This is a genomic window from Streptomyces sp. NPDC087270 (assembly GCF_044744625.1).
Taxonomy (GTDB): domain Bacteria; phylum Actinomycetota; class Actinomycetes; order Streptomycetales; family Streptomycetaceae; genus Actinacidiphila.
Genome location: NZ_JBIUYR010000016.1, coordinates 122,218 through 137,474, shown reverse-complemented (window position 1 = coordinate 137,474; position 15,257 = coordinate 122,218). Strand labels below are relative to the sequence as shown.

The 15,257-nt window shown below is 73.1% G+C and carries 15 protein-coding genes; 11 read left to right on the top strand and 4 right to left on the bottom strand.

Annotated features, from left to right (window positions below; genetic code table 11):
• Window positions 1-86: 86 nt before the first annotated feature.
• Together ACIPAE_RS28545 and sigK are read right to left on the bottom strand one after the other, a co-directional pair.
• A complete protein-coding gene (locus tag ACIPAE_RS28545; protein ID WP_329367778.1) occupies window positions 87-830 on the bottom strand; it encodes an anti-sigma factor domain-containing protein in 744 nt (247 codons plus the stop codon).
• Window positions 827-1,414, bottom strand: coding sequence for an ECF RNA polymerase sigma factor SigK (sigK, locus tag ACIPAE_RS28540; protein ID WP_328465671.1), 588 nt, complete (start codon window positions 1,412-1,414; stop codon window positions 827-829). Before sigK ends, ACIPAE_RS28545 begins: the two co-directional genes overlap by 4 nt.
• 356 nt (window positions 1,415-1,770) lie before the next feature.
• On the opposite strand from sigK, the gene ACIPAE_RS28535 reads away from it, so the two are divergent.
• From ACIPAE_RS28535 to ACIPAE_RS28490, 10 genes are all read left to right on the top strand, one after another.
• Window positions 1,771-2,559 (top strand): ferritin-like domain-containing protein, encoded by a 789-nt coding sequence (locus ACIPAE_RS28535; RefSeq protein ID WP_366414246.1) that lies wholly within the window; start codon window positions 1,771-1,773, stop codon window positions 2,557-2,559.
• A complete protein-coding gene (locus tag ACIPAE_RS28530) occupies window positions 2,556-3,392 on the top strand; it encodes a ferritin-like domain-containing protein (protein ID WP_329367781.1) in 837 nt (278 codons plus the stop codon). Before ACIPAE_RS28535 ends, ACIPAE_RS28530 begins: the two co-directional genes overlap by 4 nt.
• A gap of 179 nt (window positions 3,393-3,571) precedes the next feature.
• Entirely contained in the window at window positions 3,572-3,961 is a 390-nt protein-coding gene (locus ACIPAE_RS28525) for a cupredoxin domain-containing protein (protein WP_366414238.1), read from the top strand.
• Window positions 3,962-4,163: 202 nt separating this feature from the next.
• Window positions 4,164-4,523 (top strand): peptidase inhibitor family I36 protein, encoded by a 360-nt coding sequence (locus ACIPAE_RS28520; RefSeq protein WP_329367785.1) that lies wholly within the window; start codon window positions 4,164-4,166, stop codon window positions 4,521-4,523.
• Window positions 4,524-4,681: 158 nt separating this feature from the next.
• Complete coding sequence (locus ACIPAE_RS28515) at window positions 4,682-4,939, top strand: DUF6191 domain-containing protein (protein ID WP_402448977.1); 258 nt, start codon at window positions 4,682-4,684, stop codon at window positions 4,937-4,939.
• Between the two features lie 109 nt (window positions 4,940-5,048).
• Complete coding sequence (locus ACIPAE_RS28510; protein WP_402448974.1) at window positions 5,049-6,350, top strand: MFS transporter; 1,302 nt, start codon at window positions 5,049-5,051, stop codon at window positions 6,348-6,350.
• 193 nt (window positions 6,351-6,543) lie between these two features.
• Complete coding sequence (locus ACIPAE_RS28505) at window positions 6,544-6,876, top strand: hypothetical protein (protein ID WP_402448971.1); 333 nt, start codon at window positions 6,544-6,546, stop codon at window positions 6,874-6,876.
• The gene (locus tag ACIPAE_RS28500) at window positions 6,873-8,294 is read left to right on the top strand and encodes a C2 family cysteine protease (protein WP_402448970.1); all 1,422 of its coding nucleotides are present in this window, start codon (window positions 6,873-6,875) and stop codon (window positions 8,292-8,294) included. The genes ACIPAE_RS28505 and ACIPAE_RS28500 overlap by 4 nt, the downstream gene beginning before the upstream one ends.
• A 4-nt stretch (window positions 8,295-8,298) precedes the next feature.
• The gene (locus ACIPAE_RS28495; RefSeq protein ID WP_329367794.1) at window positions 8,299-8,583 is read left to right on the top strand and encodes a hypothetical protein; all 285 of its coding nucleotides are present in this window, start codon (window positions 8,299-8,301) and stop codon (window positions 8,581-8,583) included.
• A gap of 10 nt (window positions 8,584-8,593) precedes the next feature.
• Complete coding sequence (locus tag ACIPAE_RS28490) at window positions 8,594-9,028, top strand: hypothetical protein (protein WP_366414242.1); 435 nt, start codon at window positions 8,594-8,596, stop codon at window positions 9,026-9,028.
• 25 nt (window positions 9,029-9,053) lie between these two features.
• Here the strand turns inward: ACIPAE_RS28490 and ACIPAE_RS28485 are convergent, their stop codons facing one another.
• Entirely contained in the window at window positions 9,054-10,514 is a 1,461-nt protein-coding gene (locus ACIPAE_RS28485) for an MFS transporter (protein ID WP_402448968.1), read from the bottom strand.
• A gap of 54 nt (window positions 10,515-10,568) precedes the next feature.
• On the opposite strand from ACIPAE_RS28485, the gene ACIPAE_RS28480 reads away from it, so the two are divergent.
• Entirely contained in the window at window positions 10,569-11,372 is an 804-nt protein-coding gene (locus ACIPAE_RS28480) for an AraC family transcriptional regulator (protein WP_402448965.1), read from the top strand.
• On the opposite strand, the gene ACIPAE_RS28475 is transcribed toward ACIPAE_RS28480, so the two are convergent.
• Entirely contained in the window at window positions 11,347-15,075 is a 3,729-nt protein-coding gene (locus ACIPAE_RS28475; protein ID WP_402448963.1) for a discoidin domain-containing protein, read from the bottom strand. The genes ACIPAE_RS28480 and ACIPAE_RS28475 overlap by 26 nt on opposite strands.
• Window positions 15,076-15,257: the final 182 nt, after the last annotated feature.

Here is a 15,257-nt window from a genome sequence, read left to right as displayed (position 1 = left end):
GGAGCAGCCGCCACGGCAGCGGCAGCCGTGGCCCGCGCTGGAGGCGGCTGCGCCCGGCGGGAGGCCACCACGGGCGCAGCCGCCGGTCACAGGGGCAGTACGGCCAGCGGCGCGGAGGTGGGCGCGGGGGAGCCGCCGTGCGGTTCCGCGGTCACCCCGACCGCGTCGGCGCCGTCCGTCCGCCCCTTGAGCAGGGCCGACCCGGACGCGGTGGCGGAGTCCACCAGGCCCGCGGGCACCATGGTGCCGTTCCTGCTGAACCACAGTTCGTAGACCCGCGAGCCCGGCAGCTTCGGCAGGTCGCGGTAGACCAGGGCGGCCTGCCCGGCCCGCGCCGAGGACACCACGGTCGCGGTGCCGCCGCCCTTGAGCCCCTGGGTGTGGAAGGACGCGTCGGGCGCGGTGAGCAGCGTGCTGAGCTGATCCGCCTGGTGTTCGGCCCGCGCGGTGCGGTCGCGCTGCCGGTCGGCGGTGTGCTCGGCCTGGATCGCTATGCCCGCGGAGGCGATCGCGCCGGCCAGGCACGCGGCGAGCGCGTAGTACGGCAGCCGGCGGCGCCAGTTGCGCCGGAGGGACCGCTGCGTCGCCGACGGCTCCGGCGGCAGCTGGCGCACCTCGGGCAGCGCGGCCAGCACCCGGCCGCGCATCCCCACCGGCGGCACCTCGGCCACCGCGAGGGCCAACCGGGCCGCGGTCTCGCGCAGTTCGCGCACCTCCTGGTCGCACGCCTCGCACCGGGTCAGATGCCGGCGGAAGTCCCGCGCCTCCCGGTCCTCCAGCGCGCCGACCGCGTACGCGCCGGTCAGCGTGTGCAGGTCGACTTCGGTCACGACGCCACCCCCAAGCAGTCGCGGAGCCGGATCAGTCCGTCCCGCAGTCGGGTCTTGACCGTGCCCAGGGCCACCCCGAGCACTTCCGCGGTCTCCTGATAGGTGTAGCCGCGGTAGTAGGCGAGGGTCACCGACTCGTGCTGGAGTTCGGTGAGCCGTTCCAGGCAGCGCCTGACCTGCTCGCGCTCCAGCCGCCGCTCCACCTGCTCGGTGACCTCGTCGAAGGCGCGCACCCGGTCGCGCAGCCCGGCCTTGTGCTCCCGGTCGGCGGCCGCCTGCGCCGACCGCACCCGGTCCACGGCGCGGCGGTGCGCCATCGTCATGATCCACGCCATCGCGCTGCCCTGCTGCGGGTCGAACCTGGCCGCGCACCGCCAGACCTCGATGAGGACCTCCTGCGCGACCTCCTCCGACTGGGCCGAGTCGCGCACCACCCGGCGGACCAGGCCGAGCACGGCGCCGGCGACCGCCGTGTAGAGGTGCTCGAACGCCTCCTGGTCGCCCCGGGAGACCCGGTCGAGCAACGCCTCCAGCACCCCGGAGCGGGGCGCGGGGGACTGGCCGTCACGTGCTGCCACGCGCATGGACACCTCCGGACTGTCATGCGGTCACCGGTCATTCGTCGCCGTCCGGCGCGCGGATTGGTCGCGAACCGGCGGGGATGCGGGAGCGGCGCCGTACGGGGGTACGGCCTCGTGTGCCCGGCCGGCCCTCGCGACGCTAACCCACCGCGATCCGGGCCGGGCCGGGTCCGCGGCGGGTCCCGGACGGCTCACCGGGTGTTTTCGCCTCCGCGCCGTCAGCCACCCGGCGGTGTCTTCACCCGTGGGGGTGGACCTGGCGCGGCTTTCGGGCCGTGGACCAATCCGCGCCGGTCGCAGCGGCGAACGTGTCGCAGAGCGCCCGTGGACCGAGCGGGTGCGAGGAGAGATGGGGCGTGATGGGCGTAGAGCGCATCGACACCCGACTGCTCGAAGAGCTGACCGAGCAGTCCCAGGACCTGAACAGCGACGCCGTACGCATCACCCAGGACGCGCTGGCCGACTTCGCGGAGGCCACCGGGCCGCAGCCGCGCCGCTGGTGGCGGCGCGGAAGCGCGGTCGCGGGCGCGGCCGGTGCCGCGGCGCTGCTGACGTCGGTGCGCGCCGCCGCAGCCACGTCGAGCAACGACGTCATGGCGCTGCAGACCGCCGCGTCGATCGAGAACCTGGCGATCAGCGTCTACCAGACCGCCGCGGGCCTGCCGTTCATCAAGGACGGCAACAAGACGATCGTGGCCTTCATCGCGAAGACCACCACGCAGCACCAGGCGCACGTGAAGGCGTTCAACGCCGCGGTCACCCAGGCCGGCGGCAAGCAGCAGACCGGCCCGGACCCGAAGTACGCGGCCGTGGTGAAGAAGACGCTGCCCACCATCAAGACCCCCGCCGACGTGGTGAAGCTCGCCATCACGCTGGAGGACGTGGCCGCGCAGACGTACACCAAGAACGTCAGCCAGGTCAGCAGTGCCGAACTGCGCAAGCTGTTCGCCTCGGTGGCGCCGGTGGAGGCCCAGCACCGCGCGACGCTGCTCGCCGTGCAGGCGCTGCTCGCCGACAACCTCGGCGACCTGGTCGCCATCCCGACCGACGTCGCCAAGCTCCCCGCGGCCATCGGCAGCGTCGGCTTCCCCAACGCCTTCTACCCGACCAAGAACGCCTCGCCGATCACTCAGGGGGCCGTGAAGTGACCACCGCACGCGACGGCTGGGACATGCCGATCAGCGAGGACCAGCTCGCCCGGCTCACCCGCGACATGGAGACCGCCCACCGCGACACCCTGCCCGCCATGCGGGCCAGTGCGGTGGACCTCGCCGAGGACATCCGCGGCAACCTCGGCAAGCAGGGCGCGCGGGAGGACGGGCCGAGCGACCCCGCCCGCCGCCGCTTCCTCTTCGGCGCCGGCGGTCTCGCGGCCGCGATGGCGCTGGCCGCCTGCTCCAGCAGCGACAAGCACGACTCCGCCGCCGCGCCCTCCGGGTCCGCCTCCGCTTCCGCGTCCGGCTCCTCCAAGAGCCAGTACACCGGTGACCTGAAGGTCGTCGCGCTCGCGGTGGCGCTGGAGAACCAGGCGGTCGGCGCGTACCAGGCGACGCTCAAGGCGGCCAAGGCCGGCAAGCTCGGTACGGTGCCGCCGGCCGTCGCCACCTTCGTGACCACCGCGATGGCGCAGCACGCCGACCACGCCAAGGCGTGGAACGCGGTGCTCACCGGCGCCGGCAAGCCGGCGATCACGAACGTGCCGCTGTCCAACCAGCCCGCCACGCTGGCGGCGCTGGGCAAGGCGAAGACGGTGACGGACGTCGCGAACCTGGCGCTCACGCTGGAGGACCAGGCCGCGCAGACGTACCTGTTCGCGACGTACAACGTGAGCGCGGCGGCGGGTATCGCCACCGCGGCGACCATCGCGCCGGTCGAGGCGATGCACGCGGCGATCCTCAACTTCGTGCTCGGCAAGTACCCGGTGCCGGACGACTTCCTGCCGACGGACAAGGCCGCCAGTCCCGCGCTTCTGACGGTCTGACCCGGCCGTTCGGAACGCCACCCGGACGGTGCCCAGGGACCGGGTGGTCCGCCCACGCGCAAGGGGCGGGCCACCCCTACCGGGCGCCCTTCCGGGCCCGGCCCGGCCCACCCGCCTTCGCCGTCCCGCGCCGTCCCCGTCCCCGTTGTCCCCGCCCCCGTCCCCACCCGAGGCCCGACGTGACCGACTTCCGTATCCCCGCCCGGCGCGGCAAGGGCGCGGCCCTCGCCGTGGCCGCCGCGCTGCTCGTCCTGACCGGCTGCTCCTCCTCGTCGTCCGGCTCCGGCGGGTCCTCCGCGAGCCCGTCGGCGGCCGGCGCGACGAAGATCACCATCAAGGACTTCGCCTTCCACCCGGCCACGCTGACCGTCCACCCCGGCGCGAAGGTCACCGTGACCAACGAGGACACCACCGCCCACACCGTGACGGCCGACACCGGAAAGCTCTTCGACACCGGCCACGTCGCTCCCGGGAAGACCGCGACGTTCACCGCTCCGGGCAAGGCGGGGACGTACGCCTACATGTGCACGATCCACCAGTTCATGACCGGCACCCTCAAGGTGGGCTGAGGGCCGGCTCAAGAAGAGCCGAGGTCCGGCGAGTTGACCTCCGTAGGGCGCACGCCGATTGCGTCCACCGGGTGAAAACGGCCCGGGCCTCCACAGGTCCTCCGCGGACGTCGTGATCATGGAAACGTGCCGTCGCCGCCGCGCTGCTCCGCGGCCGCGCCGGCACCGACCGACGATCGACGACCGATGTGGAGGACCCCTCATGCAGATCCGCAAGCGCGCCGGCCTGCTCGCACTCGTCATGGGCGCCGCACTGCTGTCCGCCGTACCCGCACAGTCCGCCTCGGCGGTGACCCCGCCGCCGTGCAGCGGCGGCTCGATCTGCTTCTGGAGCGAGGACGGCTTCTCCGGGGCCACCTGGGAGTGGACCGCGGCCAGCGGCTACCGCGACATGCCGCCGCAGTTCCACGACCACGTCGGCTCCTTCGTCGCCGGCGTCAACGCCTGCTTCATCAACTGGCAGCCGGTCCAGAAGCGCCAGGTCCTCAACGGCGACTGGCGGGCCACCTACCTGGAGGACTTCGGCGGCCAGATCGACGGGGTCGGCCCCGGCTCCTGCTGACCGGCGGCCCTTCCGGGGTCCTTCGACCGTGCGCGCGGGTGCCTGGCACGGGCCCGCGCGCGTGGTGGTACGCCATACGTCGTGCTTTCCGCTGGGCCGTCGGGATGACGGGGCGAGGCGTAGCCTGGGCGTATTGCCGAGGTCATCGGAGGGCCGCGATGTTCAACTTCTTCGACGAGTTGTTCGCGCCGGGCCGCAAGCACACCGAGGACGAGCGCAACCGGCTGGAGCTGACCCGGGAGGACGAGGGCAGCAGCGACCCGGCGCGGGGGCCGATAGACCTCGCCTCGGGGACGGTCACCGTGCGGGTCCCGGACAAGGCGGCCGACGACGCCGACGACGCCGATGACAGCAATGACCGCGATGGCACCGATGTCCCGGACGATCGCGACATCCCGGACGATCCCGCCGCCTGACCACCGCCTGACCGCCGTCTGGCTGCTGCCTCACCGCTGCCGGACCGCCCGATGTGGCCTTGGTCACATCGCACGGGTGCGGGGCGGGTGCCGGTGACACGATCGGTCGATGGGTGATGCCGGCGCCGAAACCGAGGGACGGCGCCCGCGGGCGCCGCGCGATCGTGACTTCCTGCTGCTGTGGAGCGGCCAGACGGTCAGCGAGGTGGGCTCGCAGGTCTCCGTGCTCGCGCTCCCGCTCGTCGCCGTGGTGCTGCTGAAGGCCACCGCGTTCCAGGTCGGCCTGCTGTCGGTCGCGCAGACCAGCGCGTACCTGCTGGTGGCGCTGCCGGCCGGCGCCGTGGTGGACCGGGTCGCCAAACGCCGGCTGATGATCGGCTGCGACCTCGCGCTGTGCGCCGTGATCGCGTCGGTGCCGCTCGGCCACGCCTTCGGAACGCTGACCCTCGCGCAGCTCTACGGGGTCGCGTTCGTCGCCGGCGTGCTGTCGGTGTTCTTCTCCATCGCCTACCAGAGTTACCTGCCGACGCTGCTGGAATCTGATCAACTCATGTCCGGCAACGGCAAGTTGGCCGCGTCGCAGTCGGCCGCGCAGATCGCCGGCCCCGGTCTGGGCGCCGGGCTGGTCGCGCTGGTCGGCGCCGCGGGGGCGATGACCGCCGACGCGCTGTCGTTCGCGGTGTCGGCCGCGTCCTTGTCGGCGATCCGCGGCCGCGAGCCGCGCCGGCCGCGCGCGGCGGCGGGGACGCCCCGGCCCACGCTGCGCGCGCAGATCGGGGCCGGCCTCGCCCACGTGGCGCGCGACCCCGTGCTGCGCCACTCCCTGGCGTTCACCGGTACCGCCAACTTCTTCGTGATCATGGTGGAGACGCTCGGCCCGGTCTACCTGATCCGCACCCTGCACCTGGGCTCGTCGCTGGTCGGGCTGCTGCTGGCGCTGGGCGCGGTCGGCGGGGTGGCCGGCGGCGTCGCGGCGAAGGGCCTCGCGCGCAAGGTCGGCTCCGCGCGGGTGAGTTGGCTCGCGATGACCGTGATGTCGCTGCCCGGCCTGCTGATCCCGCTGACCGGGCGCGGCTGGCGGGTGCTGCTGTTCGGCGCCGGCTGGATCTCGTGGACCTTCTCCTCCACCGTTTCGAGCATCTCGCTGACCAGTTACCGCCAGGCCGCCTGCCCGCCCGACCTGCTCGGCCGGGTCAGCGCCGCCGCGCGCTGGATCAACTGGGGCACCCTCCCGCTCGGCGGCCTGGCCGGCGGCGCCCTCGCGACGTCGCTCGGCGTCCGGCCCACTTTGTGGCTCGCCGTGATCGGCGGCTGCTGCGCGGGCCTGTGGCTGTTCTTCTCCCCGCTGCGCGGCATGCGCGACCTCCCGCTGCCCGGCCCCACCGCCGTACTCCCCGCCGCCGGCGCCTAGTGCCGTGAAGGAGCGCCGTCCGCCCCAAGGGCGGGGCCCGTGGCGTCTGGTGCTCCCCCACGGCCCTCGCCCGAAGCGCCCTGGCGGCGGTCGTCCGGCGCTGCGTGCCGGCGGTGGATCGGAGGTTCCGGACGGGTGCCGAATCCCGTAAGGTCCCAGTCCTCTAACACGTTTGCCATACGAACGGGGTCGCATGGGTGACGGGGGAGCGCAGGCCGAGACGCCCGCGCAGAAGAAGGCGCGCGCCGAGAACCTGCGCGGTTGCGCGCAACGGGCGCGGAGCATCGCCGGATCGCTGGCCGCACTGCTGGACACGACGGTGACGCAGGCCACCGCGAACCCGCCGATCTGGGCCGGGCCGTACGCGCAGACCACCACCGGCACGCTCGTGGACCGCCGGGCGAGCCTGCGTGCGATGGCGGAGGACCTGCTCAGGGACGCGGCGCGCTGGCAGACCGAGGCGGACCGGCTGGACGACGAGGCCGCCACCGACACCGCCAAGAAGGCCGCCGGAGGCCACAAGTGAGCTTCCACGGCTTCGACACCGCTCAGATACGCTCGATGGCCGCGCACATGAAGTCCGTCGGCCCCTCCGCCCGCACCCTGCACGGCAAGGTGGCGGGTCTGCTGCTGGAGGTCCAGGGGCTGATGGACGGCAAGCCGGCCACCACCAGCCCGCGACTGGAGCCGCTGCTCGGCCAGGTCTTCCCGCTGTTCTACTCCGGTCTGCCGGCGTCCCTGCAACCCGAACTCGACGACACCTCCGCGTCGATGGACCGCCGCTGCAAGCAACTCGACGCGGTGCAGACCCTGGAGAAGCAGGGCTACACCGTCGATCCGAGCCTGTACTTCGACGACGAGCCACCGCCGGACGAGCAGAAGATCAAGGACGCGCTGAAGTACTTCGACGACCACATCGGCGACTCCGGCGGCTTCCTGTGGTCCGACTCGGCCCAGGGCGGCAAGGAAGTCCTCGACGACTTCGCGAAGTTGTCGCCGGCCGAACTCGACGCCGTGATGTCGCGGATGTCGGACAGCCAACTGAAGAAGCTCAACGGCCAGTTGGGCGAGGGTTCGTCGTGGTGGGGCGCGGGGGACTCGGACGGCGCGGTGAAGGCCCGCTGGGAGAACATGCTGCAGAAGGAGTGCGGCCCGACCACGCTGGCCCGGATCGAGCCCGCGCTGTCGAACCTGAAGTGGCAGCCGGACACCACCGTGGACGGCGCGCACTACCAGGCCGTCGACGACCCGCTGTTCGGCCCGAACGGGCCCGACCTGATGAACGACCTGCGCCAGGGGCAGGACGGCGACTGCTGGTTCCTGTCCTCGCTGGCCGCGATCACCGAGCGGGACCCGAACTGGCCGCAGGAGCACATCAAGCAGAACGCCAACGGCACCTACACGGTGACCTTCTACCAGAAGGGCCCGCTGCCGGGGATGCCGCCCACACCGGTCGAGGTCACCGTCGACAACAAGCTCCCGGTGGATTCCAACGGCCACCCCGTCTACGCCGACACGCGCAGCGGTGCCACCTGGGTGGCGATCTACGAGAAGGCGTTCGCGCAGTACTCCGGCGGCTACAAGAAGATCGAGGGCGGCTGGGGCGACGTGGGCATGTCCGACCTGACCGGGCAGCCGGCCACCCGGCACAGCCCCGGCGACGTCTCCTTCGCCGACATCAGCACCAGGATCGGCAAGGGTGAGGCGGTCACCATCGGCACCAAGGGCGACGGCGACGTGCACGACGACCGGCTGGTGTCCGGGCACGAGTACTCGGTGGAGCGGGTCGACATGAACGCCCACCCGCCGACCATCACCCTCCTCAACCCCTGGGGCTCCGGCCAGTACGAAGGCACCAGGCAGATGCCCCAGGAGGTCACACTGACCGAGGACCAGTACCGCAAGAACCTGAACGAAGTGTCGTTCACGCCGTCAGGAGTATGAGCCGATGCCCCACACCTACCGCCTCGGCCGCCGGGCCCAGTTCCGCCGCGGCGACCTCGTCGTCGGCATCGTGCGCACCAGCGTCGATCCCGACGACCCCTGGGCCCGCCTCAACCTCCTCGACGAGGGCGCCAGGACCGGCGACGTCGTGGAGGTGCGGGTCGGCGACGAGGTGCCCGTCGGGCGGCACGTGCTGACCCTGGTCGAGGTGGTCCCCGGCACCCGGGACGGCCACGTCGCCTTCACCGTCGCCTGGCCGGAGGGGGAGAACGATGCGTCGGCCGAGTAGGCGGGGCCTGATGGCGGCCGTCGCCGGGCTGGTCGCGGTGTGCGTGGCCGCGGTGGTGGTGGCCGTGGTGCTGCACTCCCGGAAGAACTCCGACGACGACGCCGACCGCACCCCGCCACCGCTCGGCGGCCACCCGGCCGACGTCCAACGCCTCCATGTCGTCGCGCAGGGCAACCCGTCCAGCCCGACCGGCTACGGCAAGCGGGCCGACGGCACCGAGGTGGAGCTCGGCGTGCAGAACACCGGCAAGCAGCCCGCGCCGGGCCGGGCGATCCTCATGATCCGCGACGGGAGCGACACCTCCGTCCCGGCCAAGGTCCAGGTGGTCAGGACCGGCCAGACCGTCACCGCGCTCGGCGTCGAGGTGAAGGTGCTCAAGATCTGGCAGATGCCGAACCCGGACCACAACGCCATCGACGTCCAGGTGGACCCGGCGGCGACCTGACCCCGGCCCGCGACACGCGCCGGGGTCACTCCACCCGGTGCGCGTCGTAGCGCCAGAACGGCCGCACCGCGAGGGCCGCGACCACGACCAGGGCGATGCACAGCAGCGCGCTGCCGGACCAGGCGACGGTCAGCGTGGTTGTCGCGGCCATGGCGCCCGCGCGCAGGTCCCCCAGCCGCGGGCCGCCGGACACCACGACGGTGAAGACGCCCTGCATCCGGCCGCGCATCTCGTCGGGGGCGTGGGTCTGCAGGATCGTCTGCCGGTAGACGGCGCTGACCAGGTCGGCGGCGCCGGCCAGTGCGAGCAGCAGGACGGCCAGCCACAGGGTGCGGGCGAAACCGGCCAGCGCGATCGCGGCCGCCCAGCCGGCCACCGCGAAGGTGAGCGCCACGCCCTGGCGGCGGACCCGGCCGATCCACCCGCTGCACAGCCCGGCCAGCACCGAGCCGATCGCGACCGAGGAGTAGAGCAGGCCGATCCCGCCGTGGAAGCGGGCCGCGGCGGCCTGCGGGAACAGCGCGCTGGGCATCGCCAGCACCATCGCGGCGATGTCCGCCCCGAACGACATGAGCAGCACCGGGTTGCCGCCGATGAACCGCAGCCCGTCGAGCACGGCGAGCAGCCCGGAGCGGGCCATGGCGCCGGCCGGCTTGATCGGCGGCAGCCGGAACGTCGAGTACAGCGACATGGTGAACAGCACGGCGTCCGCGGCGTAGGCGTAGCCGAACCCGTGCGGGAGCGCGACGAGCACGCCGGCCGCGAGCGGGCCGAGCACCTGGCCGACGTTGCCGACGGTGAAGCTGAGCGTGTTGGCGGCGGGGACCAGGCCGGGCGGCACGATACGGGGGATGATCGCGCCGCGGGTCGAGGAGGAGATCGCGAAGCCGGCCCCCTGGACGGCGACCAGGGCGAGGACGAGGCCCACCGAGCCGACCCCCAGCAGCGTCTGGGCCAGCAGCGCGATCGTCACCGCCCACGTCACCAGCGACGACCACAGGCACAGCAGGCGGCGGTCGACCCGGTCCGCCACGGCGCCGCCGTACAGGCCGAAGACGACGATCGGCACGAAGCCGGCGAGCCCGGCCACGCCGACGTAGAACGACGAGTGCGACATCGCGTAGATCTGCACCGGGATGGCGACCTCGGTGATCATCGTGCCCACCAGCGAGGCGCCCTGCCCGATCAGCACGCGCCGGAAGGCCGGTACGGCGAGCGGGCGGGTGTCGACGGCGGCGCCGCGCAGCCGGTCCGCGATGCCGGTACGGGGTTCGGTCGGCCGATCGAGGACGGCGGTCGGCGGCCCGGCGCCCGAGGCCGGGCCGGCCGTCCCGCCCGCGGTGGCCACGCCTCCGGGCCCGTCCCCTGGGCCGCCCTCCGCTATGCAGCCCTCTCCCGCGCCGCCGTCCGCTGGGGCGCCCTCCGCGGTGCGACCGCCCCCGGGCTCGCCGCCGCCGCGCCCCGAGCCCCCTTGCGCTGTGTCCATGACGTCACGCTGTCACGCGCACCTGCTGGCATACTTCCCATATTCTGCCTACTTGTGTCGCATAACAGCCGCGGCCCGACCGCCGCCACCCCGCTGCCGCCCGCCACCACCCTGCCGCCGACCGGCGCCCACGACCACGCCCCCGGCGAGGTGATCGGCCGCCACCGGCACGACTACCACCAGCTCATCTACGTCAGCACCGGGGTGCTCGCGGTGCAGACCGAGGCCGGCGCCTGGGTCGCCTCCGGGGACCGGGCGGTCTGGAACCCCGCGCACATCTGGCACGAGCACCGCGTCTACGGGCACAGCTCGGTGCACACCGTCGGCTTCCCGGTGGCCGACCCGCCGCTGCCGGTCGAGGGGCCGACCATCCTGGCCGTCGACGGCCTGCTCCGCGAACTGCTCATCGCCTGCACCGAACCCGGCCTGCCGGAACCCGAGTCGCGACGGCTGCGGGCGGTGCTCGCCGACCGGCTGCGCCGCGCCCACATCCAGCCCCTCGCGCTGCCCACCGCGCGCGACCCCCGGCTGGCGCACGCCTGCCGGCTGGTGCTGGCCGACCTGGGCACGCCCCGCACCATGGCCGCGCTGGCCCGCCGCGTCGGCGTCGGCGAGCGGACCCTGACCCGGCTCTTCCGCGCCGAGTTCGGCATGACCTACCCGCAGTGGCGGACCAACACCCGGGTCTTCCACGCCATGATCCAGCTCGCCGAGGGAGCGTCCGTCACCGCGACCGCCCGCCGCTGCGGCTGGGCCACGACCAGCGCGTTCATCGACACCTTCGCCCGCACGATGGGGCAGACGCCCGGCGCCTACCGGTCGGCCGCGCACGTCAGAGCCGGCGCAGCGGCATGTTGAGCGCTTCCGCGGTGAAGCGCGGTTCACCCGAGGGCAGGGCCCGGGCCGGCCAGGAGACGGTGATGTCGCGGCTCTCGCCGGGCAGCACCCACAGGTAGTTGTCGCTGTAACGGGCGGGCAGGACCCGGGCGTCGCTGTGCGCGTCCCGCACGCCGAGCCGCAGCAGCGCGGCGACGCTGCCACCGTCGTTGCGCACGGTGACCGTCGCCTCGTCGCGGCCCTTTCGGCGCACGGTGCCGCGCAGCCGGGCGGGTGCGAGGTCGCCCACCGCCCGGACGTCGCCGGCCGCGCGGTAGCGCAGATAGGTGTTGTCGGAGACACGGGCGCCGTGCCGGTCGGTGAGGGTCAGGCGCAGCAGGTGCGCGGCGGGCAGGGCGGCGGTGAACGGCACGGTGAACGCGGCCGCCGCCGAGGACGCCGGCACGTCCAGGGTCTGCTGCCGCGCCGCGCCCAGCGAGGCGCCGTGCAGGTCGACGAGCCGGGCGGTCACCGTCGCGCCGGTGAGGCCGGCGGCGGTCTGGTTGACCGCGTGCACCTGCCAGTCGGCCAGGCTCGCCTGGACGTGCAGCGGCTCACACCCCTTGCGGGCGCCGTAGTAGCTGCCGTTGACGTCGAGGTCGTAGTCGTAGGTCTGCCAGACGGTGCTGTGGTGGGCCGGGTGCGACATCCACAGCAGCACGCCGGAGGCGTCGTCCCACATCTTCGCGTTGTACGCCTCGAAGATGGCGCGCATGCTCTCGTAGTTGACGAACTGCGCGCGGGCGCAGAAGTCGTCGAGGGTGTCCGAGGCGCCGAACCGGTCGTCGATCGCGGCGCGGTAGGTGTCGGGGTTCTGGCCGCCGCGGGTGCACCAGTCGTGGTGGTACCAGACGTCGCCGATCGGCCAGGACGGCTGGTCGGCGGCGAGGTTCCGCATGCTCTCGGCGACCGGCACGGTGGGGATGCCGATCTCGGAGTGGAAGCCGTAGCTGCCGATGGAGTAGGTGTCGCCGGAGAAGTACGCCGCCGGGTCGATCCAGGAGTACGGGCCGTGGCCGGTGACGATCCCCCCGGCGGAGTTGCCCTGGTAGAGGATGCCCGGGTGCAGCGAGGTGACGGCGGCCCGCAGCCCGGCGTCGACGGCGGCCGGCGGGTCGCTCTCGTTGGTGGCGCACCACACCGCCAGGCACGGGTGGTGGCGGTAGCGCAGGACGGTGTCGCGGGCGATGTCGAGGAAGGCCGGCACGCCCGCGTCCGGCGGGAAGATCGCGTCGCCCTCCCAGAAGTCGTTCCAGACCAGGATGCCGTTGCGGTCGCAGGCGGCGAAGAACTCCTCGCGGTTGCTGGAGCCGATCCAGTTGCGGATCATCGTGAAGTTCATGTCGCGGTGCATGCCGACGGCGTCGTCCATCCGGTCGGGCAGGACCCGCCGCAGCAGTTCGTCGAAGCCCCAGTTGCCGCCGCGGCACAGCACCCGCACCCCGTTGACGGAGATCTGCAGCTGGGTGCCGGTGTTGCTGACCGACTGCACGTCGGTCCAGCCGGCCCCGTCGTCGGAGACCTGCACGGTGAAGGTCAGGGCGTAGGCGGTCTCCCAGGTGACGACGACCTGGTCGAAGGCGGTGGACGCGCCCAGGTCGACCTGAATCCACTGGTCGTCGGAGTAGCCGGACGACCAGCGGGTGGTGGCGTCGCCGTCGACCGCGTTGGCCGGCAGGTCGTTGTCGTTGTCGCTGGAGGAGGCCGTCGCGGCCTTGTGCAGCGCCAGGTCGCTGCCGGGCGCGGCGCTGTCCAGCACCGACAGGGTCCACATCGAGGAGCCGAAGCCGGTGGCCCGCTTGCCGCACTGGATGCGTACGTAACGGGCCTGCTGCTTCGGAAGGTTGACGGTCTGCGGCGGGGAGTGGCCGTCGGAGCCGATCACGATGGGCTGCTCGTAGTGGTAGTCGAACTGCCGCAGGCCGACCGGCACGGTGCGCCGGTCGGAGCCGCGGCCGTCGGCGGTGGCGGTCAGCACCAGGTCGTGCAGGGTGGGCTCGCCGTAGCCGTTCGGCCACCACAACCGCGGTTTGCGGATGCGCAGTTGGGGGTGGTCGGCCGGGCTGAAGGTGAGCTCGCGGCTCTCGCCCGCCGCGAGGGTGACGGAGCCGCTCACCCGCGCGCCGTGCAGCGTCGCGGTGACGGTCGAAGTCCGCGACGTGCTGCCGGCGTTGCGGACCGGGACGACCACGGTCACCTCGGCGGTGGCGAGTTCGGGCAGGTCGGGAGAGCCGGCCGGGGCGGGCAGGTCCGGCAGGGCGGTGTCCACCCGCGGGTCGCCGATCACGACGTCGCCGGTGGAGCGCAGCCGCACGTGGTTCCAGATGCCCGCCGCCCGGTCGCGCACCGCCGGCATCCAGTCCCAGCCGCTGATGGACAGGTACGTCGGGGAATCGGCCTGGGCGGCGACCGAGTTGAGGGTCGAGATGCCGGACGGGCCCTTGTCGCCCGGGTTGCCGGGGTGGGGCATCGGGGCGATGCGGACGGCGATCACCTGCTCGGCGTCCTTCGCTCCTCCCTTCGCGCTTTCCTCCGCGCTCTCCTTCGCCCCCGCCTGCCGTCCGCCGCCGAGGGCGTCGGTCACGTCGAAGGCGGCGCGGGCGACCGGGTACGTCACCTCGCCCGCCTTGCGGCCGTTCAGCCACACCTCGGCCTGGTGGTTGACGCCGTCGAACTCCAGCCAGACGCGGCGGCCCTGCCCGGTGGCGAGCCCCGACGGCAGCCGGAACGATCGGCGGTACCACCAGTCGTGCCGGGACAGCGCCTCGGGCGCCCGCATGTTGTTGAAGCCGACGGTCGGCTCCGGCAGGTGGCCCTGCTCCACGAGTGCCGCGTGCACGGTGCCGGGTACGGTGGCCGGCAGCCAGCCGCTGACGTCCACGGCGGGGGCGGACAGCGCGGCGCCGTCGGTCGAGCCCGCCCAGTCGTCCATGGTGAGGGTCCAGCCGGACTCCAGCGGGACGGTGCCGTCGCCGGCGACGGTCAGCGCGGGGGGTTGGGCGGTGTGCCGGCCCCAGTCGGTCCAGCCGGTCGCGGACGGCCGGTGCGTGGTGCAACTGCCGTACACCTCGAAGCTGTTCAGGCCGACCGGGTTGGCGTTCGCCCGCTTCGTGGAGGTCATCCGTATCCAGCGGGCCGTCACCGGTCGCGGCAGCGTGATCGTCGTCCTGCCGCCCGTGCCGGTGGACGTCTCGTGCACCGTGCGCCACGAGGTTCCGTCGTCGGACACGTCCAGGGAGAACGCGACGGCGCAGCTCGACAGGGCTTCGAAGCCCGTCGTGTGCAGGAACGGGTTCACGCCCGGGTCGGGGGTGAAGCCGGGGTCGGAGCTGTCCGCTTCGAAGACGAGCACGACCGATTCGATGGTGCTGCGGGCTTGGAGGTCGACGGTGATCCACTGCGGGTCGCCGGCTGCGGCGCGCCAGCCGGAGCCGCGAACTCCGGTTTGCGCGAGGCCGTCCACCGCGAACGATGCGGGTGTGGGTGCCCAGTCGGTGGAGGAGGCGGTCACCGGGCGGTACTGGGCGAGGTTGGTGCTTTTGCCGGTGCCGGTGCCGGTGCTGGTTTCGGTGCCTGCCGCGTGGGCGGCTTCTGGCAGTGCCGTGGACAGCGCGAAGCCGGCGAGCAGCGTGGCGTTCGTACGGAGGAAGGTGCGGCGGGACGTGCCGGGGGTCTGCTCGGGCATCAGGGCTCCGGGGTGCGGGTATGCGGTGTGGTGTGCGCGGGTGGTGCGCGGGGTGGGGTCGGGGTGCGGGGTCGTCCGGCCCTGCGGCGTGGGGGTCCGAAATCGCATATTTACGGGCCTGGCGGCCCACAAATATGCGGCAGCATTTCGGACCCCCACCCCTCCGGGCCGTCCTCCGGCCC